26 protein-coding genes, 1 pseudogene and 1 riboswitch are annotated in these 26709 nt (G+C 70.3%); of the genes and pseudogenes, 7 read left to right on the top strand and 20 right to left on the bottom strand.

Going from position 1 to position 26709, the window contains the following annotated elements:
• Positions 1–145 precede the first annotated feature (145 nt).
• Positions 146–925, top strand: coding sequence for an alpha/beta hydrolase (locus tag ACFYQ5_RS32700; protein WP_389202874.1), 780 nt, complete (start codon positions 146–148; stop codon positions 923–925).
• The gene (locus tag ACFYQ5_RS32695) at positions 918–1589 is read left to right on the top strand and encodes a hypothetical protein (protein WP_389202872.1); all 672 of its coding nucleotides are present in this window, start codon (positions 918–920) and stop codon (positions 1587–1589) included. Before ACFYQ5_RS32700 ends, ACFYQ5_RS32695 begins: the two co-directional genes overlap by 8 nt.
• A gap of 78 nt (positions 1590–1667) precedes the next feature.
• Here the strand turns inward: ACFYQ5_RS32695 and ACFYQ5_RS32690 are convergent, their stop codons facing one another.
• The 6 genes from ACFYQ5_RS32690 to ACFYQ5_RS32665 form a co-directional block, all read right to left on the bottom strand.
• On the bottom strand, positions 1668–2429 hold the full coding sequence (locus ACFYQ5_RS32690) for an endonuclease/exonuclease/phosphatase family protein (RefSeq protein WP_389202870.1): 762 nt from the start codon (positions 2427–2429) through the stop codon (positions 1668–1670).
• A 72-nt stretch (positions 2430–2501) separates the two neighbouring features.
• On the bottom strand, positions 2502–3443 hold the full coding sequence (locus ACFYQ5_RS32685; RefSeq protein ID WP_389202869.1) for an ROK family glucokinase: 942 nt from the start codon (positions 3441–3443) through the stop codon (positions 2502–2504).
• Between the two features lie 75 nt (positions 3444–3518).
• The gene (locus ACFYQ5_RS32680) at positions 3519–3989 is read right to left on the bottom strand and encodes a DUF5304 domain-containing protein (protein ID WP_389202867.1); all 471 of its coding nucleotides are present in this window, start codon (positions 3987–3989) and stop codon (positions 3519–3521) included.
• Between the two features lie 80 nt (positions 3990–4069).
• Entirely contained in the window at positions 4070–5251 is a 1182-nt protein-coding gene (locus ACFYQ5_RS32675; protein WP_389202866.1) for an ArsA-related P-loop ATPase, read from the bottom strand.
• Between the two features lie 4 nt (positions 5252–5255).
• The gene (locus tag ACFYQ5_RS32670) at positions 5256–5705 is read right to left on the bottom strand and encodes an SRPBCC family protein (RefSeq protein WP_351282628.1); all 450 of its coding nucleotides are present in this window, start codon (positions 5703–5705) and stop codon (positions 5256–5258) included.
• 120 nt (positions 5706–5825) lie between these two features.
• Complete coding sequence (locus ACFYQ5_RS32665) at positions 5826–6635, bottom strand: metallophosphoesterase (RefSeq protein ID WP_389202865.1); 810 nt, start codon at positions 6633–6635, stop codon at positions 5826–5828.
• A 280-nt stretch (positions 6636–6915) separates the two neighbouring features.
• On the opposite strand from ACFYQ5_RS32665, the gene ACFYQ5_RS32660 reads away from it, so the two are divergent.
• Positions 6916–8712, top strand: a complete 1797-nt coding sequence (locus ACFYQ5_RS32660) for an AMP-dependent synthetase/ligase (protein ID WP_389202864.1) — start codon at positions 6916–6918, stop codon at positions 8710–8712.
• 61 nt (positions 8713–8773) lie between these two features.
• Here the strand turns inward: ACFYQ5_RS32660 and ACFYQ5_RS32655 are convergent, their stop codons facing one another.
• Positions 8774–9916, bottom strand: coding sequence for a glycosyltransferase family 4 protein (locus ACFYQ5_RS32655; protein WP_389202862.1), 1143 nt, complete (start codon positions 9914–9916; stop codon positions 8774–8776).
• A 77-nt stretch (positions 9917–9993) separates the two neighbouring features.
• Here ACFYQ5_RS32655 and ACFYQ5_RS32650 point away from each other — a divergent pair, with 77 nt between their 5' ends.
• Positions 9994–11250, top strand: a complete 1257-nt coding sequence (locus ACFYQ5_RS32650; protein ID WP_389202860.1) for a glycosyltransferase 87 family protein — start codon at positions 9994–9996, stop codon at positions 11248–11250.
• On the opposite strand, the gene ACFYQ5_RS32645 is transcribed toward ACFYQ5_RS32650, so the two are convergent.
• From ACFYQ5_RS32645 to ACFYQ5_RS32630, 4 genes are all read right to left on the bottom strand, one after another.
• Complete coding sequence (locus ACFYQ5_RS32645) at positions 11207–12460, bottom strand: hypothetical protein (protein WP_389202858.1); 1254 nt, start codon at positions 12458–12460, stop codon at positions 11207–11209. The genes ACFYQ5_RS32650 and ACFYQ5_RS32645 overlap by 44 nt on opposite strands.
• A 106-nt stretch (positions 12461–12566) precedes the next feature.
• Positions 12567–13592, bottom strand: coding sequence for an NlpC/P60 family protein (locus ACFYQ5_RS32640; protein ID WP_389202966.1), 1026 nt, complete (start codon positions 13590–13592; stop codon positions 12567–12569).
• A gap of 296 nt (positions 13593–13888) precedes the next feature.
• Positions 13889–15250: an NYN domain-containing protein gene (locus ACFYQ5_RS32635; RefSeq protein ID WP_389202856.1), complete on the bottom strand. Its 1362-nt coding sequence runs from the start codon at positions 15248–15250 to the stop codon at positions 13889–13891.
• A 37-nt stretch (positions 15251–15287) separates the two neighbouring features.
• A complete protein-coding gene (locus ACFYQ5_RS32630) occupies positions 15288–15530 on the bottom strand; it encodes a hypothetical protein (protein WP_389202854.1) in 243 nt (80 codons plus the stop codon).
• 170 nt (positions 15531–15700) lie between these two features.
• Here ACFYQ5_RS32630 and ACFYQ5_RS32625 point away from each other — a divergent pair, with 170 nt between their 5' ends.
• Both ACFYQ5_RS32625 and ACFYQ5_RS32620 read left to right on the top strand, forming a co-directional pair.
• The gene (locus tag ACFYQ5_RS32625; RefSeq protein ID WP_389202852.1) at positions 15701–16438 is read left to right on the top strand and encodes a rhomboid family intramembrane serine protease; all 738 of its coding nucleotides are present in this window, start codon (positions 15701–15703) and stop codon (positions 16436–16438) included.
• Positions 16435–16716: an Lrp/AsnC family transcriptional regulator gene (locus ACFYQ5_RS32620; protein ID WP_389202850.1), complete on the top strand. Its 282-nt coding sequence runs from the start codon at positions 16435–16437 to the stop codon at positions 16714–16716. The genes ACFYQ5_RS32625 and ACFYQ5_RS32620 overlap by 4 nt, the downstream gene beginning before the upstream one ends.
• A gap of 71 nt (positions 16717–16787) precedes the next feature.
• Here ACFYQ5_RS32620 and ACFYQ5_RS32615 read toward each other — a convergent pair whose 3' ends face one another.
• The 6 genes from ACFYQ5_RS32615 to ACFYQ5_RS32590 all read right to left on the bottom strand — a co-directional run bounded on the left by ACFYQ5_RS32615 (position 16788) and on the right by ACFYQ5_RS32590 (position 23892).
• Positions 16788–18167, bottom strand: coding sequence for an aminotransferase class V-fold PLP-dependent enzyme (locus ACFYQ5_RS32615; protein WP_389202849.1), 1380 nt, complete (start codon positions 18165–18167; stop codon positions 16788–16790).
• Between the two features lie 182 nt (positions 18168–18349).
• A riboswitch (SAM riboswitch) is annotated at positions 18350–18467 on the bottom strand.
• 81 nt (positions 18468–18548) lie between these two features.
• Entirely contained in the window at positions 18549–19613 is a 1065-nt protein-coding gene (gene trpD / locus ACFYQ5_RS32610) for an anthranilate phosphoribosyltransferase (RefSeq protein ID WP_389202847.1), read from the bottom strand.
• Between the two features lie 123 nt (positions 19614–19736).
• Positions 19737–21362, bottom strand: coding sequence for a cytochrome bc complex cytochrome b subunit (locus ACFYQ5_RS32605; RefSeq protein WP_389202846.1), 1626 nt, complete (start codon positions 21360–21362; stop codon positions 19737–19739).
• On the bottom strand, positions 21359–22411 hold the full coding sequence (locus ACFYQ5_RS32600; RefSeq protein WP_389202843.1) for a Rieske 2Fe-2S domain-containing protein: 1053 nt from the start codon (positions 22409–22411) through the stop codon (positions 21359–21361). Before ACFYQ5_RS32600 ends, ACFYQ5_RS32605 begins: the two co-directional genes overlap by 4 nt.
• On the bottom strand, positions 22408–23217 hold the full coding sequence (locus ACFYQ5_RS32595; protein ID WP_389202841.1) for a c-type cytochrome: 810 nt from the start codon (positions 23215–23217) through the stop codon (positions 22408–22410). The genes ACFYQ5_RS32600 and ACFYQ5_RS32595 overlap by 4 nt, the downstream gene beginning before the upstream one ends.
• 54 nt (positions 23218–23271) lie before the next feature.
• The gene (locus tag ACFYQ5_RS32590; protein ID WP_389202840.1) at positions 23272–23892 is read right to left on the bottom strand and encodes a heme-copper oxidase subunit III; all 621 of its coding nucleotides are present in this window, start codon (positions 23890–23892) and stop codon (positions 23272–23274) included.
• Positions 23893–24079: 187 nt separating this feature from the next.
• Between ACFYQ5_RS32590 and ACFYQ5_RS32585 the strand changes: the two genes are divergently transcribed.
• Positions 24080–24481 (top strand): hypothetical protein, encoded by a 402-nt coding sequence (locus ACFYQ5_RS32585; protein WP_389202839.1) that lies wholly within the window; start codon positions 24080–24082, stop codon positions 24479–24481.
• A 62-nt stretch (positions 24482–24543) separates the two neighbouring features.
• On the opposite strand, the gene ACFYQ5_RS32580 is transcribed toward ACFYQ5_RS32585, so the two are convergent.
• From ACFYQ5_RS32580 to ACFYQ5_RS32570, 3 genes and pseudogenes are all read right to left on the bottom strand, one after another.
• Complete coding sequence (locus tag ACFYQ5_RS32580; RefSeq protein WP_389202837.1) at positions 24544–25800, bottom strand: Ig-like domain-containing protein; 1257 nt, start codon at positions 25798–25800, stop codon at positions 24544–24546.
• 125 nt (positions 25801–25925) lie between these two features.
• Positions 25926–26324: a cytochrome c oxidase subunit 4 gene (locus tag ACFYQ5_RS32575; RefSeq protein ID WP_389202835.1), complete on the bottom strand. Its 399-nt coding sequence runs from the start codon at positions 26322–26324 to the stop codon at positions 25926–25928.
• A pseudogene (locus tag ACFYQ5_RS32570) lies at positions 26321–26709 on the bottom strand (cytochrome ubiquinol oxidase subunit I); the annotation flags it as partial. The pseudogene ACFYQ5_RS32570 and the gene ACFYQ5_RS32575, both read right to left, overlap by 4 nt.

The raw sequence follows: 26709 nt of genomic DNA, 5'->3' as shown, positions 1-26709 counted from the left end.
TCGCAGGGGCCCCCGCACATGCCTCGCAGGTGGCGGCGGCTCGGGCGGTGACGGCCCTGGTCGGTGTCGGTCCGGTCGCGTACGGTGAAGTCATCCTTTTGCACACCTCTCGCACCCCCGCCCGCTTCACGAACAGGAGACCCCGGTGCCGGTCCTCCCTGGAGCCGAGCCGTTCCGCCATGAGGGCGGAGAGGTCGGCGTGCTCCTCTGTCACGGATTCACGGGTTCGCCGCAGTCGCTGCGCCCCTGGGCCGGTTATCTGGCGGACCGCGGGCTGACCGTGTCCCTCCCGCTGCTGCCCGGGCACGGGACGCGCTGGGAGGACATGGCGGTCACGGGCTGGCAGGACTGGTACGCGGAGGTGGACCGGGAGCTGCGGGCGCTGCGGGCGCGGTGCGAGCAGGTCTTCGTCTTCGGCCTCTCGATGGGCGGGGCCCTGGCACTGCGCCTCGCCGCGAAGCACGGGGACGAGATCACGGGCCTGGTGCTGGTGAATCCGGCGAACAAGGTGCACGGCCTGTCGGCGTACGCCCTGCCGGTGGCCCGGCACGTGGTGCGGACGACGAAGGGGCTGACCAGCGACATCGCCCTGGAGGGTGCTGAGGAGGTCGGCTACGACCGGGTGCCGCTGCACGCCGCCCACTCCGTGCGGGCGTTCTTCCGGCTGGTCGACGCCGATCTGCCCCAGGTCACCCAGCCGCTCGTGCTGCTGCACAGCCCGCAGGACCACGTCGTGCCGCCGGCCGACTCGGCGCGGATCCTCAGCCGGGTCTCGTCGAGGGACGTCGGGGAGATCCTCCTGGAACAGAGCTACCACGTGGCGACGTTGGACCACGATGCGGAGCGGATCTTCGACGAGAGCTACCGGTTCATCGACCGCCTCGCACCCGATGCTGGCAAGAAGGGGAGCATGTCCGGTGGCTGAGCACGACGCGGAACGCGCGGGCAGTGACGAGGAGCGCGAACCGCGCCCCGCGGAGGGGACAGGCGTGCCGGAGGGCACGGAGGGGGCCAGGCCGGTCGACGAGGCCGCGGCCTGGGAGGCGATCGTCGCGGGATACGGCGAGGAGCCGCCGGACCCGCCGGGTGCCAAGCCCTTCAAGTCGGTCGAGGACCTGGCCTTGCTGGAGGACGACCAGCTCAACGTCCTGGACCCCTCTCCGGAGTCCGGTGCGAGCGACGACGCGGACAAGGGCATGGGCGGGAAGGCGCCCGCCGGTCCGCCGGAGAAGATGCCGCTCGGCGGTTCGGTCGTCTTCGCCCCCGGGGTCGCCGGCCCGCGTGACTACGGCCTGGAGGAGCCCAAGGAGAGCGGCGTCGACGATGCGGACGACAGCGAGGAGGGGCACTTCGTCCCGCCGGAGCCGCCGCCGCTTCCCGAGGCCGATGTGACGGCGAAGTTCGCCTGGCTCGCGGTCGTCGGCGGCCCGGTGCTGATGCTGCTCGCGGTGCTGATGCAGTGGGAGATGACGTGGTGGCTCACCACGCTCTCCATCGGCGGTTTCCTGGGCGGCTTCGCCACCCTGGTGGCGCGGATGCCCCACGACGACGAAGAGGACGACGACCCGGGGCGCGGCGCGGTCGTCTGACCCGCCCGGGGGCCGGGAAGGGCCAGGACCGCCCCCTGGCCGGAGCCCGGGAGGGGGCCCGGTCCCGGATACCCCGGCTCAGCCCCCCGCGGGCACCCTGAGAGCGGCCAGCACGGGCAGGTGGTCCGTGGCCGCGCGCAGGTCCGCGTCACTGACGCCGGGCAGGTTCTCGGGGACGCCGCAGCCGAGCACCTCGATGCCGTCGGTCGCGAACACCGCGTCGATCCGCTTGCGCGGCGCGCCGGGCGGAAACGTGAGCTCGCCACCCCACGGCCGCACGGTCCGGCAGTCCTGAAGCCGCCCCGCCAGTCGTCGGAAGGCGCCCCCCTCCGGTACGTCGTTGAGGTCGCCGGCGACGACGGCGTGCGGGACGCCCATCGCGTCGACCCGCTCGAGCAGCAGCCCCGCCTGCGCCTGCCGTTCCTCCCGCTGCAGGCTGAGGTGACAGCTCAGGACACCGAGTCGCGCCCCGCCGATCCGTACGACCGCCGTGGCCAGGCCCCGCCGGTGCAGCCCCGGTGTGAGCGGCAGCAGGACGTCCTCGGTGCGTTCCACGGTGGCGCGCAAGGAGCAGAGCAGCAGCGGTCCCGCCGCCGTGGCCCCGCCGCTGAGGACCACCAGGTCGGTCATGGCCGCGAGCCGGGCGGCCGCCTTGCGCCAGCGGAAGAAGCGCGGGGCCTCCTGGACGCACACCAGGTCGGGTGCGCAGGCGCGGATGACACGGGCCAGCGCCACGGTGTCGTCGCGCAGCGAGCGGACGTTGTAGCTGAGTACCCTGATGACGGCCGAACCGTCCGGCTCGGTACGGGAGTCGGGCAGCGGCGTCGGCGTCGTGACCATGAGAGGCACGATACGACGGACGCCCGCCGCTCCCCGGAGGGCGCGACGGGCGTCGGACGAGCCGCGGTGAGATCAGCCCTGGCGTGCCAGGTCCGCCGCGCCCACCAGCCCTGCCTTGCCGCCCAGTTGGGCCGCGAGGACCTGCGCGTGCGGGCGCCACTCGCCGCCGATCAGCCAGCGCCGGAACGACTTGCGGATCGGATCGAGGACCAGTTCGCCCTCGTCCGAGACGCCGCCGCCGACGATGAAGGCCGACGGGTCGAAGAGCGAGGCGAGGTCGGCCAGTCCGGCTCCGGCCCAGCGGGCCAGTTCACGGAAGGAGTCGACGGCCACCGGGCAGCCCTGCCGCGCGGCCTCGCTGATGTGCTTGCCCTCGATGCCCTCCACGGAGCCGTCGCCGAGTCCCAGCAGGATCGTGGCGTTCTCCGGGGTGGCGTTGGCGCGCTGCTTCGCATACCGCACGAGCGCGCGCCCTGAGGCGTACTGCTCCCAGCAGCCCTGGCTGCCGCAGCCGCAGAGCAGCCCGTCCGGAACGACCCGGATATGACCGAATTCAGCCGCCACACCGAAGCGGCCACGGCGCAGCTTGTTGCCGATGATGATGCCGCCGCCCAGGCCGGTGCCGAGCGTGATGCAGATGACGTCGTCGTGGCCCTGGCCGGCGCCGAAGCGGTACTCGCCCCAAGCGGCGGCGTTGGCGTCGTTCTCGACGACGACGGGCAGGCCGACGCGCTGCTCGACCTTGTCCTTGAGCGGCTCGTGGCGCCAGTTGATGTTCGGGGCGAACAGCACGGTGGCACGCTTGTCGTCGACGTATCCGGCCGCGCCGATGCCTACCGCTTCGACGTCGTGTCCCTCACTCGCTCCGGACACGGCGGCGCTGATCGCGTCCACGATGCCTTCGGCCGTCGGCGGGGTCGATACCTTGAACGTCGAGAGGATCCGGCCCTCTTCGTCGACCACTCCAGCCGCGATCTTCGTGCCGCCGATATCGACGCCGATGGTGAGTCCCATGAATCCCTCAGTTTCGGTCGAGCCCCGCTACGGCCAACCGTACCCGAGCCGGGGACGGGTATTTCCTGCCCAGGTTCAGTCCAGGTCGATGTGTTCGCTGCCGCCGGGGCCCTCGTCACGCGGGTCCGTGGGGTTCTCGGACGCCTTCTTCGCTGGGCCCGAGGTACCTCCGGCGCCTTCGGTACCCCGGGTCCAGCGGCCTTCCTGGCCCTCGACGGCGGAGCGGTAGGCGGCCAGGAGCTCGTTGCCCGCGGCGGCGAGATGATCGAAAAGGTCCGGATTGCGCTCGATGACGGGCTCGACCGCGGACTTGGCCTGCCGGATCACCTGCTGGACGGTGCCCTGGGCGGCCATGCCGAGCAGCGGCGACTGCAGCGAGGAGACCTTGTCGGCCACCGCGTCGATCAGTTTGCGCAGCTCCTCGGCGGCGGAACCCGGCTGCTGTCCGTACTGGGCCCGGCGGCGGGCCTTCTCCGCCTCGAGATCCTCGGCGCAGGCCTCCGCCCACGCGTCGTCGTCGACGGGACGATCGGTGGCTTCACTCATGGCGGACTCCTGCGACGCGGTTGCCTGCGTGGCCGTACGAGCCACGTACTACCGACGTTACCCGAACGGTGGCACCCCGTTCATTGTGTCCGGGGCCAGAGCGCGGGATCAGGTGTGAACCGGACACGCAGGACGCCTTCGGTCAGCGCGGCTCCGGTGACGGTGCAGCGGCGCAGCGCGGACTCCAGGCGCACGATCCGGTGGAACGGTCCTGCGGTGAGGAGCAGTTCGTCGCCCCGCCGGACGAGCCGGAGGTCCTCCTTGACGGCGCCGGGCAGCGGCAGGCACCAGGCGATGACACCGTCCCCGGCGTCCTCGGTCCACCAGGGGTCCCCGGCGTGGCCCGGCGTCCGGTCGTCCGGTGCGCAGGCCTCGGCGAGCAGCGCCAGGTCCTCGACGGTGCGCGGTTCGCGGCCGAGGTGGGCGGTCTCGCGTACGGATGTCCCGGGCGCCCACTCCTGGCGCCAGCCGTCCAGGGACTTCTCCTGCCGGGCGGCGAGATCGGCGAACCACGGGTCGGCGGAGTGGCGGGGCAGGACCCGGGAGGCCACGACGGAGTCGACGCGCAGTCCGTGCAGGGCGAGTCCGGTACGGGCGACGCTCAGCGCCTCACCGGCGGCCGGGCCCGGCTCGGCGACCAGCCGCACGGTGGTCGCGTTGTCCTCGATCAGCGCCTCGACGGCGGCCAGTTCGGCGTCCTTGCGGGCAGCGGCCTCGTACAGCCACTGGGCGGGCATGGGCACACCGGCGAGCTGGGCGAGCACCGGGCGCAGGGCGCGGGCGGCCTGGCGTTCGCGGGGCAGGAGGCGGCGCAGATAGCGGCGCAGCTGCCCGGGCAGGGCGAGCAGGGCGAGTGCCTCGGTCAGCGGGGGCAGGTCGACGACGAGGACCTCGTAACCGCTCCCGGCCCAGTCCCCCTCGGCCACCCGGCGCAGGGTGTGCAGGACGGCGAGCTGGGAGCTGCCCGGCAGTTCGGTGAGCTCCTCGCCGTCGAGCCGGTTGGCACCGAGCAGGTCGAGCACCCCGGATGCCCGGTCCTGGAGCTCGAGCAGTTCGCCGCGGAAGTGCGCGGCCGAGTCGACGCGTACGCGGAACAGCCGCTCGGCGACCTCCGCGGGTTCGGGACCGGCGGGGAAGGCGGGCACCGCGTCGGACGAGACCAGGAGGGTGCGCCGGCCGCCACGGGCCGAGGCGAGTGCGGTCGCCGCGGCGACGGTGGTACGGCCTGCGCCGCCGGGGCCGGTGACGAGGACCGTACGCACGTGATCAGGCCTTCGGGACGGACTCGACGCGCTTCTTCAGCCCGGCGAGGGCACGGTCGATGATGACCTTCTCGGCCTTGCGCTTGATCATGCCGAGGAGCGGGATCTTGACGTCCACGGCGAGGCGGTAGGTGACCTCGGTGCGGTCGCCGTCGCCCAGCGGCGCCAGCGCGTAACTGCCGTCGAGGGCGCGCAGCATCTGTGACTTGACGAGGGTCCAGCTGACCTCGTACGGGCTGTTCCAGGTGTAGGCGAGGACGTGGTCGTCCTTGATCGCTCCGGCGTCCAGGACGAGGCGGACCTGCTCGGCACGGCCCTGGTCGTCGGTGGCCAGGATCTCGGACTCCTTCACCTCGCCGGTCCATTCCGGATAGCGGGCGAAGTCGGCGATCACTCCCATGACGTCGGCCGGTGCCGCCTCGATCGTGATGCTCGAGCTGGTGTGTTCAGCCATCGCCGTGGCCCTCCAGTGCGGTGTACCGGTCGCGTTCGGCAGAGGCCTGCCGTGTGCAGGCTATCGCGTGCGGGGAGCCCTCCCGCCCGCGCCCCGGCCCGGGGCCGGCGGCCGTGTCGCTCACCACTCCAGGGCCCACGGGCGCCCGCTGGAGGCGAAGTGGCCGACGTTGACGCACTCGGTGGCGCCGATCCGCATCCGGCGGACCAGCGGCTGGTGCACATGACCGAAGACCGCGTACCGGGGGCGGGTGCGGTGGATGGCGTCCAGGAGTGCGCGGCTGCCGCGTTCGAAGCGCCGGGCCACGGTGTCGTACGTCAGCTCCGGGACCTCCGGCGGGATGTGCGAGCAGAGGACGTCCACCGGCCCGAGCGCCTCGACCTTGGCGGCGTACTCCTCGTCGCTGATCTCGTACGGGGTGTTCATGGGGGTCTTGAGGCCGCCTCCGACGAATCCGAAGACCCAGCCGCCGATCTCGACCCGTTCGCCGTCCAGCACGGTGGTACCGGAATTGGCGTATTCGGGCCAGAGCGTGGGCACGTCGACATTGCCGTAGGTGGCGTAGGTCGGGGTGGGCATCACCGCGAACATCTCGGCGTACTGCTTGCGTACGGCGGACAGGATGGCCGCGTTGCGGTCCAGACCGGCCCACAGCTCGCGACCGAAGGCGCGGGCCTCGTCGAAGCGGCGTGCGGTGCGCAGCTCGACGATGCGGTCGGCGTTGGCGACGCCGAACAGGTCGGGGAAGATGCCGCGCGAATGGTCGGCGTAGTCGAGGAACAGCACCAGGTCACCCAGGCAGATCAGGGCGTCCGCGCCGTCCCCGGCGCGCGCCAGCGCCTCCGCGTTGCCGTGCACGTCGCTGACCACGTGCACGCGTGTCCGTCGGATGGTGGTTCTGTGCTGATGGTGCGGTGTGCCGGCTCGCATGGAGATCACCCTAGGTCTCCGCCCGCCGCTCTGGGTAGAGGCCGCCGGACCTGCGATTACTTCCGGACCGGGACGCGGGTGGACTAGTGTGCGCCGAAGGACCGCGGATATGTGTGATGCATAAGACATCTGGCCGGAAACCCCTTTCCGGAACCGAGTACCGGTGGGTAACGTCCCGCCAGTCCAGTCGTGCTCACCCCACTGAGCATCTGCCAGTCTTGGACCGATCCGGTGCGTCGCACAGAGGCGTGGAACCGGAGCCCGATGAGGAGCAGCAGTCTTGCGCGAGTTCAGCCTTCCGGCCCTGTACGAGGTCCCTACGGACGGCAACCTGACGGATCTCATCCGCCGCAACGCCGCTCAGCATCCCGATGTCGCGGTGATGAGCCGGAAGGTGGCCGGCGTCTGGACGGACGTCACGGCCACCCAGTTCCTCGCTGAGGTCAGAGACACCGCCAGAGGCCTGATCGCGGCGGGCATCCAGCCCGGCGACCGGGTCGCGCTCATGTCCCGTACCCGCTTCGAGTGGGTCCTGCTGGACTTCGCGATCTGGAGCGCGGGCGCCGTCACCGTGCCGGTGTACGAGACCAGTTCCCCCGAGCAGGTCCAGTGGATACTCGGCGACTCGGGCGCGGTCGCGGCCGTCGTGGAGAGCGCCGCCCACGCGGAGTCCGTCACCGCCGTACGGGACGGGCTGCCCGGTCTGCGGCACGTCTGGGAGATCGACCGGGGCGCCGTCGGCGAGCTCGTGGCGGCGGGCGCCGGCGTCACGGACGAGACGCTGGACCTGCGCATGGTGAGCGCCAAGGCCGACGATCCGGCGACCATCGTCTACACCTCGGGCACCACCGGCCGCCCCAAGGGCTGTGTGCTGACGCACCGCAGCTTCTTCGCGGAGTGCGGCAACGTGGTGGAGCGGCTGAAGCCCCTCTTCCGTACCGGCGAGTGCTCGGTCCTGCTCTTCCTGCCCGCAGCGCACGTCTTCGGCCGGCTGGTCGAGGTCGCTTCGGTGATGGCGCCGATCAGGCTCGGCTGCGTGCCGGACATCAAGAACCTCACCGATGAGCTGGCCTCGTTCCGGCCCACGCTGATCCTCGGTGTGCCGCGGGTGTTCGAGAAGGTCTACAACTCGGCGCGGGCCAAGGCCCAGGCCGACGGCAAGGGCAAGATCTTCGACCGGGCCGCCGACACGGCGATCGCGTACAGCCGGGCGCTGGGCACACCGGAGGGCCCCTCACTGGGCCTGAAGATCAAGCACAGGATCTTCGACAAGCTGGTGTTCAGCAAGCTGCGCGCCGTGCTGGGCGGCCGTGGGGAGTACGCGATCTCCGGCGGCGCACCGCTGGGTGAGCGGCTCGGCCACTTCTTCCGCGGCATCGGCTTCACGGTGCTGGAGGGCTACGGCCTCACCGAGACCTGTGCCGCCACGGCCTTCAACCCGTGGGACCGGCAGAAGATCGGGACGGTCGGCCAGCCACTGCCGGGCTCGGTCGTGCGGATCGCCGACGACGGCGAGGTGCTCCTGCACGGCGAGCACCTGTTCACCGGGTACTGGAAGAACGAGTCGGCGACGGCCGAGGCTCTGGCCGACGGCTGGTTCCACACGGGTGACATCGGCACGCTCGACGAGGACGGCTATCTCGCGATCACGGGCCGTAAGAAGGAGATCATCGTCACGGCGGGCGGCAAGAACGTCGCCCCGGCGGTGATCGAGGACCGGATCCGCGCACACGCCCTGGTCGCCGAGTGCATGGTGGTCGGCGACGGACGGCCGTTCGTCGGCGCGCTGCTCACCCTCGACGAGGAGTTCCTCTCCCGCTGGGCCGAGGAGAACGGCAAGCCGGCCGGTTCGACGGCGGTCTCGCTGCGCGAGGACCCCGAGCTGCTGGCCGAGGTGCAGCGGGCGGTGGACGACGGCAACGCGGCGGTGTCCAAGGCGGAGTCGGTACGCAGGTTCCGCGTCCTGGGGGCGCAGTTCACCGAGGAGGCGGGCCACATCACGCCGTCGCTGAAACTGAAGCGCAATGTCGTGGCGAAGGACTTCGCGGACGAGGTGGAGTCGATCTACCGCGGCTGAGCCGGACGTCCGTACGGGGAGGGGACCGCACCGGCCGGTGCGGTCCCCTCCCCGTACCTGCTCAGAGCAGCGTCTGCAGCTGTCCGGCGAGCAGGTCCCAGCGCCATTTCTCCTCGACCCACGCCCTGCCCCGCTCCCCCATGCGCCGGCGCAGCTCGGGGTCGCCGAGCAGGGTGACGATCCGGTCGGCGGACTCCTCGGCGGAGCCGCCCCGCACCACCCACCCGGTCTCGCCGTCGAGCACGGCGTCCGGGGCGCCCCCCGAGTCGCCCGCCACGACCGGCAACCCGGTCGCGGACGCCTCCAGGTAGACGATGCCGAGGCCTTCGACGTCGAGCCCGCCGCGCCGCGTGCGGCAGGGCATGGCGAACACGTCGCCGGCGCCGTAGTGCGCGGGCAGTTCCTCCCAGGGCACGGGTCCGGTGAAGCGCACGGAGTCCTCGACACCGGTCTCGGCCGCCAGCTTCTTCAGCTGCCCCGCGTACGGGCCGCCGCCCACGACGAGCAGGACGGCGTCCGGCACCCGCGCCAGGATCGCGGGCATGGCCAGGATGAGGGTGTCCTGCCCCTTGCGTGGCACGAGCCGCGACACGCACACGACGACGGGCCGGTCCGTGAGCCCGAGCCCGGCCCTGACCCGGTCGCCGCCGGAGGCCGGGTGGAAGGTCTTCCCGTCGACACCGGGCGGCAGCCGCACCATGCGTCCGGCGGCCTCCGGGGTGAGCGCGGCGGCGATCCTGGAGCGCGTGTACTCGCCGAGGTAGGTGATCGTGTCGGTGCCCTCACCGACACGGCGCAGCAGCTGCCGGGACGCGGGCAGCTGGGCCCAGCCCGCCTCGTGGCCGTGCGTGGTGGCCACGATCCTGCGCGCGCCGGCCTTGCGCAGCGCGGGCGCCATCAGGCCGAGGGGCGCGGCCGCTCCGAACCACACGGAGGAGCAGCCGTGTTCGCGCAGCAGCCGGACCGCCTGCCGGGTGACCCCCGGGGTGGGCAGCAGCATCGTCGTACGGTCGCGTACGACGGTGAACGGCTGCTCGGCGTCGAAGGCGGCGGTGGCCTCGGTGCCCTCCGTGCCGCGCTTCCAGGTGGAGGCGTAGACGACGAGCCGCTCGGGGTCCATGCGCAGGGCCATGTTGTGCAGGAAGGCCTGGATGCCGCCGGGGCGGGGCGGGAAGTCGTTCGTCACGATCAGCGTCTTGTCCATCGCCGCCGACAGTACCGGGCGGCCCGACGGCCCTGCCTGACGGCTCCCGCACAGTCGTGGCCTGCATCATGGCGTGCATGACGGTCAGGACGGGTACGAGTGGCCGGGGGCTGTCCCTCGCCGTGTGGGGCCTCACCCGGGCGGTGCTGCTGCTCTGCGTCTTCAAGGTGTTCACGGTGCCGGGCCCGGATGTCACGGTCGACGTCTCCGTGATCTACCGGGGCTGGTACGAGGTGCTCCGCGCCGGTACCTATCCGCTGGACGACGTCACCTGGCAGTACCCGCCCGCAGCGGCGCTCGCCGTGCTCTCCCCCGATCTGCTGCCCTTCCTGGAGTACGCCTCCGCCTTCTTCGCCCTCGTCCTGCTGTGTGACGCCCTCGTGTTCGGGCTCCTGCTGTACGCGGGAAGCCGTCCGGGCTTCCGCGAGGCGGGCGCGTGGCTGTGGGTGGCGGGTGTGCCGCTGCTCGGGCCGACGGTGTACGCCCGCTACGACCTGATGGTGACGGCCGTCGCGGTGGCGGCGCTGCTGGCGGGCGTGCGCCGTCCCAGGGTGCTGGGGGCGCTGGCCGCCTTCGGCGCGCTGCTGAAGGTGTGGCCGGTGCTGGTGCTGGTGGGCACCGCCAGGGGGAGGGCCACACGCCGGTCCTGGTCGGCGGCGGCGGTGACGGCCGCCGTGCTGGTCCTGGCGGCGGCGGTGGCGGCGCCCGGCGCGTTCGCCTTCCTGACGTTCCAGCGGGACCGGGGGCTGGAGCTCGAGTCCCTGGGCGCACTGGTCTTCCATGTGGCCCGGCAGTTCGGCTGGGAGGGCCGGGTGGAGCTCCGCTACGGCTCGATGGAGTTCGTCGGCCCTCATGTGGCGCTGGTGAGCACGCTGGCCCTGGCGCTGAGCGTGCTCGCCTTCGGCTGGCTGCTGGTGTGGCGGCTGCGGGCCCGTACGTTCGCGGTGCACACCCCTGCGGACGCGGCGTTCACCGCGGTGCTGCTGTTCACCGTGACCAGCCGGGTCATCAGCCCCCAGTACATGGTGTGGCCGCTCGGTGTCGCCGCGGTGTGCCTGGTGTTCCGGGGCAGTCGCATGGCGCCGCCCGCGTGTCTGGTCCTGGTGGCCACCGCTGTCACCCTGCTGGAGTTCCCGCTGGGCTTCGCGCACGTGGTGGCCAGTGACGCGGAGGGCGTGGCGCTCATGGCCGTACGCAACGGCCTGCTGGTCGTGGCGGCGCTGAGCGCGGGGCGGCGGCTGTGGCGGGCCACCGTGCCGGCGGTGCGGGAGGTGCGCGCGACGGAGGGCGTCAGCCGAGCCGGTCGCGCAGGTACTCCCGCCAGCGCGCCGTGAAGTCCTGGGGCGTGGTGCCGAGCACGGTGTGCATGGCCTGCTCCACGGCTCCGTCCCGCTCCGAACGGCTCCCCACGGCCCTGTAGAAGGCGATCAGCTCCTCATCGCCCCAGTCCCGCGCGATCAGCTCGCAGGCCAGCCAGCCCCCCTCGTACGCCCGGGAGAGCCGTCCCGCGTCCTCGCCGAACCCGAAGTCCTCGTCGGTCGGCAGGTGTGCGGGCAACTCCCCCCGGCGGACCGCCTCGGCGAGCTCCGGTGCGACCTCGGCGGCGGTCCGGCTCTCCTGGCGGTAGGCGACCCGGTCGGCGAAGCCCTCGGAGAGCCAGACAGGAGTGGCGGCGGAGGTGTGCGCGCGGGTCGCCACATGGGTGGTCTCGTGGGTGAGGACGACCCGCTGCCCGAAGTCACCCAGCAGTCCGTACGCCTGCGGATTGACGATCACCCGGTCCGCGGGCGCCCGGCCGCTCCCGCCGACCTCGCCGGTGGTGACGGCCGCTATGCCCCGGTAGCTGGACACGGGTGAATCCAGGAGCCCCGCCATGTCCTCCACGGACTCGGGGACGAGCACCACGACCCGCTCCGCCCAGGGCTCCGGCCAGGAGCCGGTGACGGCCGGGACGGCCCGGTCCGCGGTGGCCGCGATCCCGCGCAGCTCCGCCGTCGGGCGGCCGACCCCCAGGACCAGGCTGTGCGTGCCCCGTACGACCTCGACGTCGCCCTGCTGCCAGAGCTGTCCGGGGGATCCGTCGGCGGCCCGGTCGGCGGCGATGTACCAGGGGCGGCCCTCGCCGCGCCGGACCAGCTCCACCGTGCGGGAGGAGGACATGGGGGCCTTGTCGTAGCCCTTGATCCGGTAGCGCAGTTCGACCTCGGCGGTGGCCCGGTCCGCGCCCTCGTCCGTCACGTCCTTCACCTGGTACGCCCAGGACTCCAGCGGTACGTCGGCGAGGTTGTGCAGTTCGGTGCGCTGGGCGGCCCGGAAGGAGGTGGCCCGGGGGTCGAGCTCGGCCAGGTACGCGCCGGTGTCGTGCGCCATGAGCGCCGCGGCCCGGCGGTCCAGGGCGGCACCGACCTCCTGGGCGGTGATGCCGGTCTCGGTGTTCCCGGGGGCGGAACAGCCGGGCGCGAGCAGCAGGGCGGCGAGCACGGCACCCGCCGTGCACCGTCTGCGGGAGTGTCCCCGCCGCGCGTCCCGCTTCCGAACAGCCACCTGCCGATCGTACGGTCCGAGCCGTCACAGCGGCGCCCCGCCGGTGACCTGTGGTCTCCGACGGGGCGGGTGTCACTGAAGCGTGCTGCGATTCACCGTTCGGGTGTCAGACGCGCACACCGAACTGGAAGGAGCCCAGGTACTCCATCGCCTCGTACCGGACCACCTGGCCCGGGTACGGCGCGTGCAGGACCTGGTTGTTGCCCGCGTACAGGCCCACGTGCGAGGTGTTGCTGAAGAAGACCAGGTCGCCGGGCTTGAGCGCGCTGCGACCGATCTGCACACCGTCGTTGACCTGCGTGTACGTGGTGCGGGTGATCTGGACGCCGGCCTGGGCGTAGGCCCACTGGGTCAGGCCCGAGCAGTCGAACGAGTTGGGCCCGGAGCCACCGGAGACGTACGGCTTGCCCAGCTGTGTGGCGGCGGCCTGGAGGGCGGCGGCGCCACGGGCGGACGCGGGGAGCTCGTTGCCGAGCTCGACCCGGTCACCGGCGGCGCGGCTGGCGCGCTGCTGGTCCTGCTGCATCTTGGCGCGCTCGGCCTCGGTGAGGGTGTTCAGCAGCTTCTGCGCGTCGGCGAGCTTGCCCTGGTACTTCTTCTTGTTGTCGTTCAGCGTCTTGCGGACGTCGGCGAGGTCGCCGAGCTTCGCCTCCGCCTCCTTGCGCTGCTGCGCGAGGGTGCGCTGCTTCGCCTGGATCTTCCGCAGGGACTCGGCCTGCTTGGCCGTCAGCTGGTCGAGCGCGGAGGCCTGGTCGAGGAAGTCGTCCGGATCCGAGGAGAGCAACAGCTGGACCGACGGGTCGAGACCACCGGAGCGGTACTGCGCGGTGGCGAGCGAACCGAGCTCGCCGCGCAGGGTGTTGAGCTCGTCCTGGCCACGGGCGACCTTGTCCTGGAGCGCGTCGGCCTGCTTCTTGAGCTCGTCCTGCTGCTCCTTGGCGCCGTTGGCCTTCTCGGTGGCGACCTCGGCCTCGTGGTAGAGCTTGTCGACCTTTTCCTTGACCTCACTCTTGGTCGGCTTGGGGTCGGCCTGGGCCGTCTGAGAGGTCAGGGCCACAGCTGCTGCGGCGGTCACGGTGAGCACGGTCACGCGGGTGCGGCTCGGCTGCTTGGGACGACGGTGGGACGCCACGAAGGCGAGCTCCTTCTTCCTCGAGCCGCCTACCGGGTTGTGGGGGGACACGAACGAATCCCCGGCTCCGTGCACTCACGGACTCGGCGGTTCCTTCGCTGTCACCCCGGGTGGGCAATCAACCGTGCGAAGGTTCGAGGCCTGACCCTAGTGACCATCTTGTGATCAGTTCAAATCCTCACGGGCAAAATCTCGTCACACCAGGCACTTCTTTACTTTCATCGCACTGCGTGTAGCGCTGCCCTGACGGTACGTTCCGTAAATTCCGGCATGTCACCCATGCCTCACAAGACGCCTCAGACGCGCGAAAGGCGCTTCAGGAGCAAGGCGGACGTGACCGGCCTCGCGCCCGCCTTCGCCACCCCGTCGGCCACTTCACGGTCGGTGGAGACCACGACGACGGGTCTGCCCGGCGGTTCGGCGCGCGCGAGTTGACGGATCAGCTCGTCCGCGGTCACCCCGGCCTTGCTGAACAGCACCCGGACGCCGCGCGGTGGCGCCAGCAGGACCGGGGCGGCCAGTTCGGCGCCGTCGAAGACACAGGTCATCTCGGCGCCGGTCTGAGCCGCGAGGACGGAGAGCCCGCCCAGCAGGCGCAACCGCTGCTTCTCCAGCGGCATCTGCGGATAGCCGGTCTTCGTGACGTTGTAGCCGTCGACGATCACATGGGCCTGCGGCAGGGCGAGCAACTGGTCGAGCAGCGCCGGATCGGTCTCCGAAAGGGCCCTGGCCGCAATGTCCTTCGGTGACATCCGGCCGGGCTCCACCGCCTCGACGCCGTCCGCGGGGCGCAGCGAGGAAGGGGGCAGGGCCAGTTCGCGGCGGAGCCCCTGCGCCGCGTCGAGCACGGTGTCCAGGAGCAGCCGCAGCCGCATGTCCTCGACCGAGCGGCCCTCCCTGGCAGCCCGGCGGCCCGCCTCGACGGAGGCCTCCGCCTCCGTCAGCCGCGCCTTGAGCCGACGGGACTCACTCTCGGCGGCGGAGACCTGGGCCGCGGCCTCGGACCGTACGACGTCGGTCTCGGCGCCGGCCTTGCGCAGAGCCGCCTCCCCGCGCTTCACCTCACTGAGGGCGCTGCGCAGTTTGCGGTGCAGGGAGTCGGCCTCCTTGCGGGCGGCCTCCAGCTCCGAACGCAGCCGTTCGGTGTCGGCCCTGGTCTGGCCGCGGGCGCGGTCGAGCTCCTCGCGCAGTCGCTCCAGCTCGCGCCTGGTCTCCTCGTCCACCCGCTCGGCATGCGCCCTCTGGACCTCTTCACCGGCGGCCGCCACCAGCTTGACCCAGCCGGCCGGCCGCAGCACATAGGCGGCCGCCGCCACGTCGACGGGGTCGGCGGCGGCGGGCGGCGCGCCGGAGGTGAGCGCGTCGGCCAGCTCCGGCTGGGTCTGGGTGATCCGCTCACCGATGCGGCGGCGGAACGCCGGGTCGCCCTCCAGGGCGGCGGCCATCGCGTTACCCGCGAACTTGGCCCGCCTGTTCGGGGTGAAACGGGCGTACTGGCGGAGCTGGGAGGGGAGTTCGCCGACGGTCAGACCGCCGAACGCCTCCGAGACCAGCGCCACCACCTTGCGGCGTACGCCCTCGGGCAGCGGACGGTCGAGCGACTCCACGGTGCCGTCGGCCGCGTCGGCCGGTTCGGCGCCGCCTGTCGGCTGCTCCACCATCCATCACCCCAATATGTCTGTGCGCACGACCCCGTCAGGAGTCGGCACCAGGCCTGTCGACCAGCTCGATCTGGTCCACGGCGTTGCACCAACGGCAGCGCACCGACTCGATGGTCTCACTGACCACCTCGCGCTCCTCGATACTCGATTCCCCGGCCAGGTCGAGATGCACGTACTCCACGACCTTCGAGGTGCGTGTCACATCGAAACGGGTGAGATTGCCGCAGAGCGTGCAGCGCCAGCGGGTCCCGTCCGTCGGCTGGGGAACCGTCGTCATCGTTGCGTCCTCTTTCGTCGTTCGTCGAGTCCTGTGCGTGCCCAGGTCTTCGATCTCGCGGTGCGCCGTCGAACTGCGGATGTCCTGCCGCAACCCTACGGCCTTGCGCATACCTATCGACACGGCGAGGCGGTCTGTCCCGTTCTCATCGGGTGCGTCATGCTCTGTACGTGATCGATTGGCGTGAAGTCGGCTGGCGGGAGCGGGCCAGAGAGCTCGGAGCGGGGGGCGCCCCGGTCACGTACGGGCTGATGGCCCTGTGCTGCGCAGTGTTCCTGATCAGCCCTCTCTCCGGGTTCAATCCCGCCTACGGAGGCGGCGACTCGCTCCTGGCCGCTCAGGCCGGGTACTTCGAGCGGTGGGGTGTGATCCCCAGCGAGCTGCTGGACGGCTCCGCCCACGCGGCCCTGACCCCGCTGACCGCGCTCTTCGTGCACGGCAGCTGGCTGCACCTCCTGGGCAACATGCTCTTCCTCTACGTGTTCGGGGCGATGGCCGAGGAACGCATGGGCCGCGTCGAGTTCGCCTTCTTCTACGTCGCGTGCGGCTACTTCGCCCTGGTGGCCTACGCGGTGGTGCACGCGGGTTCCGACCAGACGCTGGTCGGCGCGTCGGGGGCGATCTCCGCGGTGCTCGGCGCGTTCCTCTGCCTCTTCCCCAGAGCCCGGGTCACCAGCCTCTTCCCCTTCCTCTTCTTCCTGCCGCTCCGCTTCCCGGCCTGGATCGTGCTCGTGTTCTGGTTCGTCCTGCAGTGGCTGGCGGCGCAGAGCGCGGGCAGCGGCCCGGGCGTGGCGTACCTCGCGCACGTGGCGGGTTTCGCGGCCGGGTTCCTCTACGCCTGGGCGCGGTTCCGGGGGACTAGAGTGAAGTCTCCAGCCACGGCCACCGAGGGAGAAAGCCAGCCGTGATCACCGCGATCGTGCTCATCAAGACCAGCGTGAACCGGATTCCCGAGATCGCCGAGGCCATCGCCGCGCTGGACAGCGTCAGCGAGGTCTTCTCGGTCACCGGTACGTACGACCTGATCGCCATGGTCCGGGTGGCCCGGCACGACGATCTGGCCGATGTCATCCCAGGCCGGATCAGCAAGATCCCTGGCGTCGAAGGCACCGACACCCACGTCGCCTTCCGCACGTACTCGCAGCACGACCTCGAGGCGGCCTTCGCCATCGGCCTCGACGGCTGAGCAGACCTACGGCTCCGGCCGGGACGGGGCGACACGCCTCCCGTCCCGGCCGGAGCCGTGTCCTGACCCGTTCAGACCTGCGCGGCGGCGCCACGGTCGGGCACGCAGCGGCCCTCCTCGGTGCGGTAGCTCCAGCGGGCGCCCTTGCTCACCAGTTCCCGGACCGCGCCCAGGAACCGCTCGATGTGCTCGTCCGGCGTGCCGGCGCCGAAGCTCACCCGGATGGCGTTGAGGGACCTCTCCCCCGGGGCCGCCTCCGGCGCGCCGCATTCGCCCGGCTCCTGCGGCTCGCTGCCCAGCAGGGTCCGCACCAGGGGGTGGGCGCAGAACAGTCCGTCGCGCACCCCGATGCCGTACTCGGCGGAGAGCGCCGCGGCGAAGTGCGAGCTGTTCCACCCCTCGACCACGAAGGAGATGACGCCGACCCTCGGGGCGTCGTCGCCGAACAGAGAGAGCACCTTGACCTCGGGGACCGCGGCGAGCCCCTCACGGACCCGGGTCACCAGCTGCTGCTCCCGCGCGACCAGCCGGTCGAATCCGGCCTCGGTCAGGGCCTTGCATGCGGCAGCGATGGAGTAGACGCCGATGACGTTGGGCGATCCGGCCTCGTGCCGGGCCGCGGTGGTGTGCCACTCGACGTCCACACCGCCGTCCGTGCGCCGGGCGACCTTACGGGAGGCGCCGCCGCCCGCGAGGTACGGCTCCGCGTCCACCAGCCAGTCGGCCCGGCCCGCGAGGACACCCGAGCCGAAGGGGGCGTACAGCTTGTGCCCGGAGAAGGCGACCCAGTCGACGTCCAGCTCGGCGATGTCCACCGGGTGGTGGGGCGCCAGCTGCGCGGCGTCGAGCACGATCCGCGCTCCGTGCGCGTGGGCCGTGGCGGCCAGTTCCTTCACCGGCCACAGCTCACCGGTGACGTTGGAGGCACCCGTGACGCAGACCAGCGCGGGCCCGTGGGGTTCACGGCCTGCCAGGGCACGCTCCAGCGTGGCGACCGCCTGGCCCGGGGTACGGGGGGCGTCGAGGTAGGTCACCCGGGCGTCGCGCCAGGGCAGCAGCGAGGCGTGGTGCTCGGTCTCGAACACGAACACCTGGCAGTCCGCGGGCAGCGTAGCGGCCAGCAGGTTGAGGGAGTCGGTCGTCGAGCGGGTGAAGACCACCTGGTCGTCCGCGCGGCAGCCGAGGAACTCCGCGACGGTCACCCGGCTGCTCTCGAACAGGTCGGTGGAGAGCTGCGAGAGATATCCGGCACCGCGGTGCACGCTGCCGTAGTACGGGGCGTAGGCGGCCACGTCGTCCCACACCCGCTGGAGAGCCGGGGCACTGGCCGCGTAGTCGAGGGCGGCATAGGTGACATCTCCGCCCGTCACCAGCGGAACGGTGACATCCGCACCCAGAACCGGCAGCGGGGCACAAATGGACTGGTTGACGGCAGCGGTGGAGACAGACATGGCGAACTCCCGTAAGAGGCAGGCGAAATCCTCGCGCCGGCGACCCGACAGGACGCGGCAGCGCGGGAAAAGAAAGAAAAAGGGGTGTGCGGAGGAGGGCGTCGCGCCCTATCGCATTCGCTTGCTCACAAGAGGCTCCCTGGGACCAGGACCCCAAGGGGTGGCATCCAACGATGCCGAGGGGCCCGCGCTTGCCACAGACCTCGCTGCCTGCGGCCTGGTCTTCACCCGGGGCACCCCGCCACGGACGGAGGGTTGCCGGACAGCGGGCCGGGGCCGTAGTCGCTGTCACTCATGACCTGCGCAGTATCTTGCCATACCCTCGGCGACGCGCAAGGGCGCAGTCCGCGATCCGGACTGCGCCCTTGCTCACGTGCTCCCTCAGGCGTTGCTGGCCGCCACCCACCGCTCCAGCGCCCGCTTGGCCGCGCCCGAGTCGATCGACGCCGCGGACCGGGCGATCCCGTCCGCGAGCTGCTCGTTCAGCGTGCCCTCGCCCGGATCCAGCGCGACCAGCGCGGCAGCCGAGTTGAGCAGTACGGCGTCGCGTACGGCACCGGTCTCCCCGTCGAGCAGCCGGCGGGCGACATCCGCGTTGTACGAGGAGTCCGCGCCGCGCAGCGCCTCGACGGGAACCAGGTCCAGGCCGACGTCGCGCGGGTCGAAGGGCTCCTCGCGGACGGTGCCGTCACGGACGGTCCAGACCCGCGAGGTCGCCGTGGTGGTCAGCTCGTCGAGGCCGTCGTCGCCCCGGAAGACGAGCGCCGAATTCCCCCGGTCCGCCAGCACACCGGCCACGATGGGTGCCATCTTCGGGTCGGCGACCCCGATCGCCTGGGCGCGCACCCGTGCCGGGTTGGTGAGCGGGCCCAGGATGTTGAAGGTGGTCTGCGTGCCGAGTTCCTTGCGCGCCCTGGCCGCGTGCCGCAGGGCGGGGTGGAACTTCACCGCGAAGCAGAAGGTGATGCCCGCTTCCTCGGCCACGGCGACGACGCGCTCCGGCGTCAGTTCGAGATTGACGCCGAGCTTCTCCAGCACGTCCGAGGCGCCGCTCGCCGACGAGGAGGCCCGGTTGCCGTGCTTGACGACCTTCGCGCCCGTACCGGCGACCACGATCGCCGACATGGTGGAGATGTTGACCGTCTTGGCCATGTCGCCACCGGTCCCCACGATGTCGACCGTGCGGCCGGGCACATGGATGGTGTGGGCGTGCTCGTACATGGCGCGGACGAGTCCGGTGACCTCGTCGACGGTCTCGCCCTTGGCCCGCAGCGCGATCGCGAAGCCGGCGATCTGCACGTCCGTGGCCTCGCCGCTCATGATGCGGTCCATGGCCCACGCGGTGTCGTCCGCGCTCAGGTGCTCGCCGCGCAGAAGCGGGGTCAGCACACCGGGCCAGGTACGGGCCGCCACGCTGTCGCCGCCGTCCGGGGTCACAACGTTCATGGTCCGCTCCTGGGGTCCACAGCCGATACAAGGATGCCCCCTACCCTATCCAGGCCCCGGGACAGCGAAGAGCCCCGTCCATCGGATGGACGGGGCTCCCGCTGTGGCGGTCAGCTGAGGTGATCAGTGGTGGCCGTGGCCGCTGGTGATCTCCTTGTACTCCTCGGCAGTGGGCTTGGCGATCTGGTTGTCCTCGCCGTAGTAGCTCTTGCTGAGCCTGGCCCGCAGCTTCTGCAGCGCCGACGGCTTGCGCTCGACACCGTTCTTGTCGATCGTCGGGCCGATCTCGATCGGCTTGTACTGCTCGTGCGCCGTGAGCGTGTGCAGCTGCTCCTGGCTGAGCGGCTCGTGGATCTCCACGAACTCACCGTGCGGCAGGCGCTTGATGGTGCCGGACTCGCGCCCGTGCAGCACCTTCTCCTTGTCGCGGCGCTGGAGGCCGAGGCAGATCCGCCGGGTGACGACGAACGCCAGGACCGGGCCGACGAAGAAGGCGATCCGTACGAACCAGCTGATCGCGTTGAGCGACAGGTGGAAGTGGGTCGCCCAGATGTCGTTGCCGCCGCCGATCAGCATGACGAAGTAGATCGTCACCCAGGCGACACCCAGCCCGGTACGCGTCGGCGCGTTGCGCGGACGGTCCAGGATGTGGTGCTCGCGCTTGTCGCCGGTGATCCACGACTCGATGAACGGGTACATCGCGAGCGCCCCGAGGACGACACCGAACAGCACCAGTGGGATGAGTACGCCCAGGACCAGCGTGTGGCCCCAGAGGTTGATCTCCCAGCCCGGCATCACACGGACGAAGCCTTCCGCGAAGCCCATGTACCAGTCCGGCTGGGCGCCCGTGGACACCTGGTCGGGACGGTACGGGCCGAGCGCCCAGATCGGGTTGATCGTGGCGATCGCGGAGAGGACCGCGATGAAGCCGAAGACCAGGAAGAAGAAGCCTCCGGCCTTCGCCATGTACACCGGCAGCAGCGGCATGCCGACGACGTTCTTGTTCGTCTTGCCCGGGCCGGCGAACTGCGTGTGCTTGTGGAAGAAGACCAGGATGAGGTGGCCGACCACGAGCCCGAGCATGATGCCCGGCAGCAGCAGGATGTGGATCGAGTAGAACCTCGAGATGATGTCCGTACCGGGGAACTCCCCGCCGAACAGGAACATCGAGATGTACGTACCGACGATCGGCATCGACAGGATCGCGCCCTGCGTGAAGCGCACACCCGTACCGGAGAGCAGGTCGTCCGGGAGCGAGTAGCCGGTGAACCCGGTGAACATGCCGAGCACGAACAGCAGGAAGCCGAACAGCCAGTTGATCTCACGCGGCTTGCGGTACGCCCCGGTGAAGAACACCCGGAACATGTGCACGAACATGCCGGCGAGGAAGATGATCGCGGCCCAGTGGTGGATCTGGCGGACCAGCAGACCACCGCGGACGTCGAAGCTGATGTCCAGCGTCGACGCGTAGGCCGCGGACATCCGGATGCCCTGCATCGGCTCGTACGAGCCGTGGTACACGACCTCGTTCATGCTCGGGTTGAAGAACAGCGTCAGGTACACACCCGTGAGGATGATGATGATGAAGCTGTAGAGGCAGATCTCACCCAGCATGAAGGACCAGTGGTCCGGGAAGATCTTGCGCATGTTGGCCTTGGCCAGGCCGTAGATGCCGAGCCGGCCGTCCGCCCAGTCGGCAACCCGCTCACCGGCGGGCGCCTTGCGCTGTGTTTCCGTCGCAGTACTCATCCGCGCTCCCAGAAGGCAGGACCGACGGGCTCTTCGAAGTCACCGAGCGCCTCGAGGTTGCCCTCGCTGTTCACACCGATCCGCAGCTGCGGAAGGGGGTGACCGGCCGGACCGAAGATGACGCGGGCGCCGTCGGAGAGGTCGAAGGTGGACTGGTGGCACGGGCAGAGCACGTGGTGGGTCTGCTGCTCGTACAGGCTGATCGGGCAGCCGACGTGGGTGCAGATCTTGGAGAAGGCCACGATTCCCTCGTGGGCCCACTCACGCTCGCGCTTGTCCTTGATGTTGTCCGGCTCGATGCGGATGATCATCAGGGCGGCTTTGGCGATCTGCGTCTGGAAGTCGTGCGCGTCCTCCTCCAGGCCCTCGGGCATGGCGAAGGTCAGCGAACCGACGACGACGTCCTCGGGGCGCAGCGGCTCCATGGTGTTCATGTTGACGAGCTGCTTGCCCTTGGCCCACAGGGTCTTGCGGAGCTTCTTCTCCGGCAGCGGACCGAGGTCGCGCAGCAGCACCACGCCGGAGAGCGGCACGAGGGCCAGCGCACCGAACATGGTGTTGCGGATCAGCTTCCGCCGCCCGATCGCGGACTCCTGGGCACCGGCCGCGAAGTCGGCCATGACCTTCGCCTTGACCTCCGGCTCCGCCTCGATGGCGTGCCGGTCGTCGGCGACCTCCACGTCGGACATCAGGGTGCGCGCCCAGTGGACGGCCCCCGCGCCGATGAGGAGGAGCGCCAGGCCCAGGGTCAGGCCCAGGGAGAAGTTGAGCGCGCTCACGTGGCCGAACGGCCAGATGTAGACGATCCGGTCGACCGGGAAAATGACGTACGAGGCGATGAAGCCGACCGTCGCCAGCATGGACAGCGTGAACATGAAGGCGACGGCTCGCTCGGAGCGGTTCGCAGCACGTTCGTCGATGTCCTGGATGCGCGGCCGGTGGGCCGGCAGCCCCGGGTCGGCGAACGGGTCGCCCGCACCCTCTACCGCGCCGTGCGCGGTGCCCTGCTCAACCGGCAGGTTCTCTTCTGGAATCTGTTGGCTACTCATGACTTCTTGGCCTTAGCGGTGTGGGCCGCGACCCATACGGCGATGGCGATCAGGCCGCCCAGGCCGAAGATCCAGCCGAAGAGACCTTCACTGACGGGGCCGAGGCCACCGAGCGAGAGCCCGCCGGGGGTCTCGGACTCATGACCGTTGACGGTCTGGACGTACGCGATGATGTCTTTCTTCTGCTGCTCCGGCATGGTGCTGTCCGGGAAGGAGGGCATGCTCTGCGGGCCGGTCTGCATGGCCTCGTAGATGTGCTTCGGGCTCACGCCGTCCAGGTCCGGGGCGAACTTGCCGTTCGTCAGCGCACCGCCCTTGCCGGTGAAGTTGTGACACTGCGCGCAGTTGTTGCGGAACAGGTCGCCGCCCTTGGCCACGTCCGCGCCCGCGGGGTCGACCTGGCTTTCGGTCGGCGTGATCGGACCGGCGCCCAGGGACGCGACGTACGCCGCGAGCTGGTCGATCTCGGCCTGGGTGTAGATGACCGGCTTCTTCGGTACCTGGGCACCCGGCTGCTGAGCCGGCATACGTCCGGTACCGACCTGGAAGTCGACGGCGGCGGAGCCGACGCCCACGAGGGACGGCCCGTCGGTGGTGCCCTGACCGCCGGATCCGTGGCAGCTTGCACAGCCCACGGAGTAGAGCTTCTTGCCCTCGTCGATGGCGAGGGACTGGGCGGTTTCGTCGGCCTGCGCCTTACCCGCAGGCGCAAACGCGGCGTACAGCCCCCCGGTAGCCGCCAGCGCGAGGAGTAGTACGACGACCGCCGCCAGCGGATGGCGTCGTCGTGCGGAGAGCTTTTTCACGGATTACCCCGGTGTCAGGATCTTCTGCGTCGATGGTGGTGGGTGCGAGCCCGGTTACTTGATCATGTAGATCGTGGCGAACAGACCGATCCAGACGACATCGACGAAGTGCCAGTAGTAGGACACGACGATGGCCGCGGTGGCCTGTTCATGGGTGAATCTCGAGGCCGCGTATGTCCTGCCCAGGACGAGCAGGAAGGCGATGAGACCGCCTGTCACGTGCAGACCGTGGAAGCCGGTCGTCAGGTAGAACACCGAACCGTACGGGTCGGAGGACAGCGAGAGACCCGCGTCCTTGACCAGCTCGGTGTACTCGAGGACCTGGCCGCCGATGAAGATCGAACCCATCACGAACGTGATGATGAACCAGGTGCGGAGCTTCTTCACATCGCCCCGCTCCGCGGCGAAAACGCCGAGCTGGCAGGTGAGAGAGGAAAGCACCAGGATCGTGGTGTTCGTCGCCGAGAACGGGAAGTTCAGATGGTGAGCCATCTCCTTCCAGTGTTCGGGTCCCATCACCGATCGCAGGGTGAAGTACATCGCGAAGAGGGCCGCGAAGAACATCAGCTCGGAACTCAACCAGATGATGGTTCCGACGCTGGTGAGGTTCGGTCGATTGACCGACGGGTGCGCGTGCCCGGTTTCTACTGTCGTTGCTGTCGCCACGACCGACATTATGTCGGTCGCTTATCCCGCCCTCACTCCCGGGGGTGCCGTTCGGTGTGTCAGAGCCGTGTGTCCGCACCGAACGGCCCATCGAATCGCTGTCCTTACCGGTGCTGACAGGCAGTCCGCCGGAGTACGATCCGCCCATCGGTTCATGCCCGGAGAGCCCCGAAGACACAGACGTCACGGAGGAACAATGCAGCCGACCGCCACGGTCCTGGTCTACAGCGACGACGCCAACACCCGTGAGCAGGTGAGGCTGGCAGCCGGGCGCAGGCCTGCGGCGGACGTCCCACCGGTGGAGTACCTGGAGTGCGCCACCCTGCCCGCCGTCCTGAGCGCACTGGACCGGGGCGGTGTCGATGTCTGCGTGCTGGACGGTGAGACGGCCCCTGCGGGCGGTATGGGCGTCTGCCGGCAGATCAAGGACGAGATCTTCGACTGCCCGCCCGTACTGCTGCTGATCGGGCGCCCGCAGGACGCCTGGCTGGCCACGTGGAGCCGCGCGGACGCCGCTGTGACCCACCCGGTCGACCCGGTCGGCTTCGCCGACGCCCTGGCCTCCCTGCTGCGCCAGAGGCTGTCCGTGGAGGCCTGACGCCGGGCGTCCCCGGGCCTGTGGGCGGTGTCCCTCCGGGGTGCGGCTCACTCCCGGCCGGATCAGACCTGGGGGCGCAGCCGCGCCGTCCGGACGTCGGTGCCCGTGTCCGGTGTGCCGCCGCCGTGCAGGGCGCTGCCCTTCTGCCAGGCTTCCCAGGACAGGTTCCAGTCGCCGAAGCCGTTGTCGAACGGCGTCATCGTCTCGCCGTCACTTCCGACGACCTTGACGATGTCGCCTTCGCGCACGGTCTCGAAGAACCACTCCGCGTCGGCGGTGCTCATCCCCGTACAGCCGTGGCTGACGTTGGCGTTGCCCTGTGAACCCGTGGACCAGGGCGCCGCGTGTACGTACTCACCGCTCCAGGTGACGCGTGTCGCCCAGTAGACCGGCAGGTCGTAGGACTCCGAAGAACCGGCGGCGATGCCGATGCTCTCGCCGCGCATACGTACGAACTGCTCCTTGGCGAGCACGACCTTGACGCCGTTGCGGGTCTCGAAGCCCGGCTTGCCCGTGGTGACCGGCATGGTGTTGATCACTTCGCCGTTGCGCAGGACGGTCATGGAGTGGTCCGAAGCGTCGGTGATCGCTTCTATGCGGTCGCCGGTGGTGAGCTTCAGAGGTTTCGCGGCGGCCCCGTAGAGGGCGTCGGTGACCTTTATGCCCTTGAGGTTGCTGCGGATGTCGATGCTGGCGTCGGCGGGCCAGTACTCCTTGGGCCGGTAGTGCAGGGTCTTGGCGTCGACCCAGTGCCAGGAACCCGTGACCGCCGGGGCGGAACGGACCTGGAGCCCGCGTTCCACGGTGGCCCTGGCGGCCTTGTCGGTGACCGGAGCGCTGAGTTCCGCCGTGAGGGGCTGTCCGACGCCGTAGGTGCCCGCCTGCGGGCCGAAGGCGACCTTCAGGAACTTCTTGGCCGAGGTCGTGCCGAACGAGTACGTACGGCGGCCGGGAGCGCCGTCGCCGTTCTCGGTGGAGACCTTGACGGTGTATCGGGTGCCGGCCGCGAGCGGGGTGGTGGAGTGCCATCGCTTGCCGTCGGCGTCGAGTTCGCCCGCAAGATGGCGGCCCTCGGTGTCGACGGCCGTCACGTCCGTGACTTTCGTGTCGTCGTCCTTGACGGTGACTTCGAGGGGCTTGTCGGGGTCGGCCTTCTCGCCCTTGGAAGGGCCGTTGAAGGAGACCAGGTCGGCTGCGTCGTGGGACTTCAGCGACAGCGGATGACCGTCGGGCTCGCCACAGGCGGTCGCACCTGCAACCAGGGTCACGACCAGCAGAGTGCAGCTCACTACGGTGCGGATGCGCGGCGTGTGGTTCATGAACCCACGCTAAGAAGATTCATCCGATCCAGCGCGTTCAGTGACTGCAAACGGGGGCCCGGCCCGCTCATTGCTGAGCGGGCCGGGCCCCCGTGCGGGTGCGACGCGTCCGGTGAAGGCGTGTCCTACTGGGTGCGGTTCTCGCCCCGGTAGTACTCGAAGACCCAGCCGAAGAGGCCGATCAGGAGCAGCGGGGCCGAGAAGTAGGCCAGCCACCAGCCGAAGATGACGGCCATGAAGAGGAAGGCGCCACCGATGGCCAGCGAGAGCGGCTGCCAGCTGTGCGGGGAGAAGAAGCCCACCTCACCGGCTTCGTCCGCGACGTCGGCTTCCTTGTTGTCCTGGGCCATCGCGTCGACCCTGTTGGCCGTGAAGGCCAGGTAGAAGCCGATCATGAGGGTCAGGCCGAAGGACAGGACCAGGGCGGTGGTACCGACCGGCTCCTTGGACCAGACGCCGTACGTGACGGCCATGGCCAGCATGAAGACGCTCAGCCAGATGAAGAGCTTGCCCTGGATCTTCACTTGCCGTCCTCCTTGCCGCCGACGAGGACCTTCTCACCCTCGGACAGGTGATCCAGCTGCTCGAGCGCCGCGATCTCCGGGTGGTGCAGGTCGAACGCCGGGGATTCGGAACGGATCCGCGGCAGGCTGAGGAAGTTGTGCCGAGGCGGCGGGCAGGACGTCGCCCATTCGAGCGAACGGCCGTAGCCCCAGGGGTCGTCGACCTCGATCTTCTTGCCGTACTTCGCGGTCTTCCAGACGTTGTACATGAACGGAAGCATCGACAGTCCGAGCACGAACGAGGAGATCGTCGAGATCGTGTTCAGGGCGGTGAAACCGTCGGCGGCGAGGTAGTCCGCGTAACGGCGCGGCATGCCCTCGGCACCCAGCCAGTGCTGGACCAGGA

Source organism: Streptomyces sp. NPDC005794 (assembly GCF_042871445.1).
In the GTDB taxonomy this organism is placed as follows: domain Bacteria; phylum Actinomycetota; class Actinomycetes; order Streptomycetales; family Streptomycetaceae; genus Streptomyces.
This window is presented reverse-complemented; position numbering and strand designations above follow the sequence as displayed.

Excerpts from the sequence above, each read along its gene's own strand:
- ACFYQ5_RS32690 (WP_389202870.1), bottom strand. The coding sequence starts at position 2,429 with ATGGTCACGACGCCGACGCCGCTGCCCGACTCCCGTACCGAGCCGGAC.
- ACFYQ5_RS32685 (WP_389202869.1), bottom strand. The coding sequence starts at position 3,443 with ATGGGACTCACCATCGGCGTCGATATCGGCGGCACGAAGATCGCGGCT.
- ACFYQ5_RS32680 (WP_389202867.1), bottom strand. The coding sequence starts at position 3,989 with ATGAGTGAAGCCACCGATCGTCCCGTCGACGACGACGCGTGGGCGGAG.
- ACFYQ5_RS32670 (WP_351282628.1), bottom strand. The coding sequence starts at position 5,705 with ATGGCTGAACACACCAGCTCGAGCATCACGATCGAGGCGGCACCGGCC.
- ACFYQ5_RS32665 (WP_389202865.1), bottom strand. The coding sequence starts at position 6,635 with ATGCGAGCCGGCACACCGCACCATCAGCACAGAACCACCATCCGACGG.
- ACFYQ5_RS32655 (WP_389202862.1), bottom strand. The coding sequence starts at position 9,916 with ATGGACAAGACGCTGATCGTGACGAACGACTTCCCGCCCCGCCCCGGC.
- ACFYQ5_RS32650 (WP_389202860.1), top strand. The coding sequence starts at position 9,994 with ATGACGGTCAGGACGGGTACGAGTGGCCGGGGGCTGTCCCTCGCCGTG.
- ACFYQ5_RS32630 (WP_389202854.1), bottom strand. The coding sequence starts at position 15,530 with ATGACGACGGTTCCCCAGCCGACGGACGGGACCCGCTGGCGCTGCACG.
- ACFYQ5_RS32615 (WP_389202849.1), bottom strand. The coding sequence starts at position 18,167 with ATGTCTGTCTCCACCGCTGCCGTCAACCAGTCCATTTGTGCCCCGCTG.
- trpD (WP_389202847.1), bottom strand. The coding sequence starts at position 19,613 with ATGAACGTTGTGACCCCGGACGGCGGCGACAGCGTGGCGGCCCGTACC.
- ACFYQ5_RS32605 (WP_389202846.1), bottom strand. The coding sequence starts at position 21,362 with ATGAGTACTGCGACGGAAACACAGCGCAAGGCGCCCGCCGGTGAGCGG.
- ACFYQ5_RS32600 (WP_389202843.1), bottom strand. The coding sequence starts at position 22,411 with ATGAGTAGCCAACAGATTCCAGAAGAGAACCTGCCGGTTGAGCAGGGC.
- ACFYQ5_RS32590 (WP_389202840.1), bottom strand. The coding sequence starts at position 23,892 with ATGTCGGTCGTGGCGACAGCAACGACAGTAGAAACCGGGCACGCGCAC.
- ACFYQ5_RS32585 (WP_389202839.1), top strand. The coding sequence starts at position 24,080 with ATGCAGCCGACCGCCACGGTCCTGGTCTACAGCGACGACGCCAACACC.
- ACFYQ5_RS32580 (WP_389202837.1), bottom strand. The coding sequence starts at position 25,800 with ATGAACCACACGCCGCGCATCCGCACCGTAGTGAGCTGCACTCTGCTG.